Origin of the sequence: Bradyrhizobium sp. STM 3809 (genome assembly GCF_000239795.1) — a bacterium.
In the GTDB taxonomy this organism is placed as follows: Bacteria; Pseudomonadota; Alphaproteobacteria; order Rhizobiales; family Xanthobacteraceae; genus Bradyrhizobium.
Genome location: NZ_CAFJ01000648.1, coordinates 1 through 4,485, shown reverse-complemented (window position 1 = coordinate 4,485; position 4,485 = coordinate 1). Strand labels below are relative to the sequence as shown.

Sequence of the window (4,485 nt, the reverse complement as noted above, 5' to 3'; positions counted from 1 at the left end):
GGTCGATCCGTCGGGGCGTTGCTCGAATTGGACAAGCTCGTAGCCGAGCTTCGTATAGAAGAGCCTGGCGGTGATCGAGGACGACAGCGAGAGCTCGGACACTCCCTTGCCGGCGGCGTGGCTTTCCAGATGACCGATCAGGCGTCGCCCGAGACCGCGACCCTGGTGTCTCGGGGCAACGAACATGGAGTGCAGCCTCGCGGTGCCAGAGCTGCCGATGAAGAGGCTGACCGTCCCAACAAGGCCGTCAGGGCCTGCCGCGACGAATACGTCGCGTTGCGACATCTTCTCGAGAAGCTTGTCGCGCGTGAAATTCGCGCAAATGGCCTCGATGATGGCCGGGCCGTAGTCGCGCGAATTCGTCGTGCGCACCGCCTCCTGAATCAGCGCGCTCAGTTCACTCGCGTCGTCCGGCGTTGCTGATCGGATCTCATGGGGGATCATCCAGGCAGGTTAGACGGGATGGATGGTCAGCATCAAGCTGACGCGCGTATCCGAAGCCGACCTAGACGTCCCATCGCGTCTGACGCAGCATCAGACATCCGGTGACCAATCCGGCGAGCCCGACAAGGCTCAGCAGGATCATGCCAGCTCTCCAGAATGTTGCGAGAACCACCAGGATGCTGAACAATGCGTAGGGGTCGGACAGAGCGCTCGCTAGTGCCGTCGCGCAAAGCTGTCGGCCTTTCGGTTCCGGTCTCATGTCCGCCCGCGCTTTCCCTAGGGGGCGACGCATTCCTCGCGCGCGCCGCGTCGAGGCCGGTGCGGCTCGGTCAGAACAGGCCGGGACTGAGGTCGACCCCATAGGTCATCGCCAACAGCGCGACGAACGAGGCGGCGGCGAGGAACAGCAGGACCTGCTTGAGCAGCGCGTCAGTATTGCGATTCGATGTGTCAAATAAGGCTTTTGAAAAAACTTTGGCCAGAGTCGTCATTCGCGACCTCCATCTCGCCCCGATACCAAGTCAGTCGGCGGCGCGAGCCCAAAGGTTCACGGCCGCAAGGCGCGGCAGGATGTGTTGCGCCGGGGCGGCGAGGAGACGTCAGGCTCGGCGTATCGGATGGATCGCGGCGGAAGCGTGGCCGCCGTCATGGATGACCGCATGTCAGGGTGGTGGGACCGGCGCGATGCAGTTTGCGCGCGGCATGGCGGCATCCTGTGCGCCGCTGCTTACGCTGCGGAATCTCGCGACCATGTCCGGCACGACGGCTGCCTTAAAACAGGTCGATGATCGGGAAACCGCGGATAGCCACTGATGCAATCCCGGAGGTCGCCGGCGCCGGCGCCGGTCCCATCATGACGAGCGGCTACGGCCGGCGACCATCTCCGCTCCGCGATATCGAATGCTCCGAACGCGTGCCTCTTGCGTGAGCGCGGTCGCTGGCCACACCTGCGTTCCCTTCACCGCAGCTATACGGCTCGGCGGCCCGCTGAAAGCGCAGGCCGCCGAGGTCTCTTTCGTCGGATCAGAGCGCGAGGCGCGGTGATCTACTCAGTCCAAGCGCTCGACCCATGGTCGAAGCGATCAACTAATGCGAGCGCTTCAGCCGCTTCAACTCGGCGACCTTGAACTTGCCGCCGGCCAGCAGGCTGGTGCAATGCAGCCAGATCTTGTTGCGGTCCAAGCCGAGGAACGCCTTGGTGTCCGTGCAATCCGCGTAGTCCTTGAAGATGAGCGTATCCGTGCAGGTCGTGTCGAAGTGCGAAGGCTCCTGGCCCGACTGGGCGCAGCCGACCCATGGCGCGTTGCCAGACTTGAAGCTGGTCTCGCAGCCGCCGGCGCAACTGCTGCTCTTCATCTCGATCCGGGCGAGCCTCTCCTCCACGGAGCCCGTGGGAGCCGCGGGCGCGCTCGGCTGCGTCTGAGCCGTCGCGACTGGTGCGGATGAGGTTCGGGCCGCCCGGCGGCCGACGCCGATGTTGGCCGCCTGGTTCGCCCGTGACGGCTTCGCCGCCTGCTTGGGCACGTCGACCGTGACGTCCGGAATCGCAGTGGCCGGGCCCGGGCTGATTTGTGACACGGCCGGCCCGGACAACACCACGGAGGCCAGCACGACAGCAGCTGAGGACGCGACGATACTCAAGGGCAGTCTCATGACGAACTTCCTTTCGAGGGCGGAGGTGCCGCCCATTGCCTTCCCACGTAACCGCATCTCATTACCTACGCGAAAATCATTAGTTTGACTACTTGGTAGTAAAAAGAATCTGCAGCCGAGCTGCAGCGGACACAGCGCTTCAAGAGATTTAGAATGTTTCCAGACAATGCCTGGACATGTCGCGGTCGCTTCTCATCAGTTGAATCTGAAGGCGATACATCCGTTGCATAGCGTTGAGCTCGGGCGGGATGGCCGCGGAAGCGCGGACAGGATCGTGCCGCTCGTGCCGGCACAGCCGCAAGCGGCGCGCATGCAGCGGCAATCAGTTGAACTCATGCAGTTGAATTCATGCAGTTGAACTCATGCAGGGACGCCGGCGCGCGCCACGGGCCCGGCGTCGCCGGGCGCGTGCGGGCGAACCGCGGAGCGGCCGAACACGCGCTGAATCACGCCGTCGGTAAGACGGAATTCCGGCGAGGCCAGCGCCGCCCGGATCAGCAGCCCGATGGGATCGGCGGGCGCTACCGCCGCGCGCGCTTCAGTTCGGCGACGCGAAACTTGCCGCCGATCTGCAGGCTGCTGCAATGCCACCAGATCTTGTTGCGCTCCCAGCCGAGCAGCGCCTTGGTCTCCTGGCAATCCGCGTAGTGCCTGTAGGTCAGCGTGTCCGAGCATTTGCCATCGAACGGCGTGACTTCCGCGCCGGAGAGGCTGCATCCGATCCACGGCTGGTTGCCGACTCTGAAGCTGGTCTCGCAGCCGCCATTGCAGCTGCTGGCGGATCTCTCCAGCCTGGCGATCCTGCCCTGGATCGAGTCCGGCGCGAACGCCGCGGGTCGTGCGCCCGACGAGGCGCTCTGAGCGGCGGGCGATGCGCGGCGGCGGGCGACCGCACCGTCCGTCCCCGGCTTCGAGCGCTGCGGCCTCGCCACCTGCTTCGGCGCGTCGACCGTGACGGACGGGATCGATATGGCGGGGCCGGGAGTGATCTGGGAGACGGCCGGCTCACCCAACGCGACAGTGGCCAGTACGGCAATGGCTGAGGACGCAATGAAACGTCGAGACAATCTCATGACAATATCCTCTCGGGGACGGCGGTGCCCCCCAAATGAAGTTCATGAATGTCAAAGCGACTACACTGTAATACCTACCGCAAAATCGGGAACCTGGCTACTCGGCGCCAAAAAGAATCTTCAACCGATGACCGCCGGCCTCGCTATCGCATCGGCGGCAACGGATCGCCTTTGGCCGACCGGCCGCGCAGATCGGATCAGCCGAACCGTCGGCTTCGAGGCGCCTTGCGGCGTCTTGCTCGACACCGCGCCGGCAGCAGCCATGCGTCGCTCGCGCCTCCGCGGCAGCTTCCTATGGAGCAGGCGCGGCCAAAACTGTTAGAAGCGGTTCGGGCTCCATCCAGGGATGATCGACGACAATGACGAACAAGCGCGTGGTGTTCACCGGCGGAACCGGCAAGGCGGGCCGGCATGTGCTGCCGCATCTGAAGGCCAGGGGTTATGAGCTGCTCAACGTCGACCTCAAGCCGTTCGATCATCCCGGCATCAACACGCTGATTGCCGACGTGGTGGACAGCGGTCAGGCCTTCAACGCGCTGACCACGCATTTCGGCCGCGGCGGCTTTGACGCCGGCCGGCCGCCGGCCGCCCCGGACGCCGTGGTGCATTTCGCCGCGATTCCGCGCGTGCTGATCGAGCCCGACAACGAGACCTTCCGGATCAACACCATCAGCACCTACAACGTCATCGAGGCGGCGGCCAAGCTCGGGGTGCGCAAGATCATCATCGCCTCGAGCGAAACCACCTATGGCGTCTGCTTCGCCGAGGGCGACAAGGACTTCAGGAGCTTCCCGCTCGAGGAGGACTACGACACGGATCCGATGGACTCCTACGGACTGTCGAAGGTCGTGAACGAGAAGACCGCGCGGGCGTTCGCGATGCGCTACGGCATCGACATCTATTGCTTGCGCATCGGCAACGTCATCGAGCCGCATGAATACGACATGTTCCCGCGCTTCCTCGCCGACCCGCCGTCGCGCAAGCGCAATGCGTGGTCCTATATCGACGCGCGCGACCTCGGCGAGATCGTGCATCTGGCGATCGAGAAGGACGGGCTCGGCTTCCAGGTGTTCAACGCCGTCAACGATACGGTGACGGCCAACATCCCGACGCGCGAGCTGCTGCAGCGCTATTGTCCGAACGTGCCGGTCACCCGCGAGCTCGGCGAGCGCGAGGCGCCGCTGTCCAACCGCAAGGCCCGCGAGGTGCTCGGGTTCAGGGAGGAGCACGACTGGCGGAAATATGTGAAGGTGGGATAGGGCGGGGCGATCTGCGCGACGATCGACGTCGCAGCCCTGGCTCTCTCCGTCGTCAT

Annotated in this window: 6 protein-coding genes; 2 read left to right on the top strand and 4 right to left on the bottom strand. The window is 64.5% G+C overall.

Translation table 11 applies throughout. The features are described 5' to 3' along the window. Positions 1-444: GNAT family N-acetyltransferase (locus tag BRAS3809_RS28785; protein WP_035659225.1), on the bottom strand; the 444-nt coding region annotated here is incomplete at its 3' end. A gap of 329 nt (positions 445-773) precedes the next feature. Beyond that, positions 774-935: a hypothetical protein gene (locus tag BRAS3809_RS36865; protein WP_008965531.1), complete on the bottom strand. Its 162-nt coding sequence runs from the start codon at positions 933-935 to the stop codon at positions 774-776. 193 nt (positions 936-1,128) lie between these two features. Here BRAS3809_RS36865 and BRAS3809_RS37660 point away from each other — a divergent pair, with 193 nt between their 5' ends. Beyond that, positions 1,129-1,257 (top strand): hypothetical protein, encoded by a 129-nt coding sequence (locus BRAS3809_RS37660; RefSeq protein WP_283805780.1) that lies wholly within the window; start codon positions 1,129-1,131, stop codon positions 1,255-1,257. Positions 1,258-1,530: 273 nt separating this feature from the next. Here BRAS3809_RS37660 and BRAS3809_RS28780 read toward each other — a convergent pair whose 3' ends face one another. Together BRAS3809_RS28780 and BRAS3809_RS28775 are read right to left on the bottom strand one after the other, a co-directional pair. Continuing rightward, the gene (locus tag BRAS3809_RS28780; RefSeq protein ID WP_035659226.1) at positions 1,531-2,097 is read right to left on the bottom strand and encodes a RodZ family helix-turn-helix domain-containing protein; all 567 of its coding nucleotides are present in this window, start codon (positions 2,095-2,097) and stop codon (positions 1,531-1,533) included. Positions 2,098-2,618: 521 nt separating this feature from the next. Then, positions 2,619-3,170: a hypothetical protein gene (locus BRAS3809_RS28775; protein ID WP_008965527.1), complete on the bottom strand. Its 552-nt coding sequence runs from the start codon at positions 3,168-3,170 to the stop codon at positions 2,619-2,621. Positions 3,171-3,529: 359 nt separating this feature from the next. Here BRAS3809_RS28775 and BRAS3809_RS28770 point away from each other — a divergent pair, with 359 nt between their 5' ends. Continuing rightward, positions 3,530-4,429 (top strand): NAD-dependent epimerase/dehydratase family protein, encoded by a 900-nt coding sequence (locus BRAS3809_RS28770; protein WP_008965526.1) that lies wholly within the window; start codon positions 3,530-3,532, stop codon positions 4,427-4,429. Positions 4,430-4,485 lie beyond the last annotated feature (56 nt).

What these genes read in the sequence shown, in the direction of transcription:
- BRAS3809_RS28770 (WP_008965526.1), top strand. Translation starts at nt 3,530, where the DNA reads ATGACGAACAAGCGCGTGGTGTTCACCGGCGGAACCGGCAAGGCGGGC.
- BRAS3809_RS28775 (WP_008965527.1), bottom strand. Translation starts at nt 3,170, where the DNA reads ATGAGATTGTCTCGACGTTTCATTGCGTCCTCAGCCATTGCCGTACTG.
- BRAS3809_RS37660 (WP_283805780.1), top strand. Translation starts at nt 1,129, where the DNA reads ATGCAGTTTGCGCGCGGCATGGCGGCATCCTGTGCGCCGCTGCTTACG.
- BRAS3809_RS28780 (WP_035659226.1), bottom strand. Translation starts at nt 2,097, where the DNA reads ATGAGACTGCCCTTGAGTATCGTCGCGTCCTCAGCTGCTGTCGTGCTG.
- BRAS3809_RS36865 (WP_008965531.1), bottom strand. Translation starts at nt 935, where the DNA reads ATGACGACTCTGGCCAAAGTTTTTTCAAAAGCCTTATTTGACACATCG.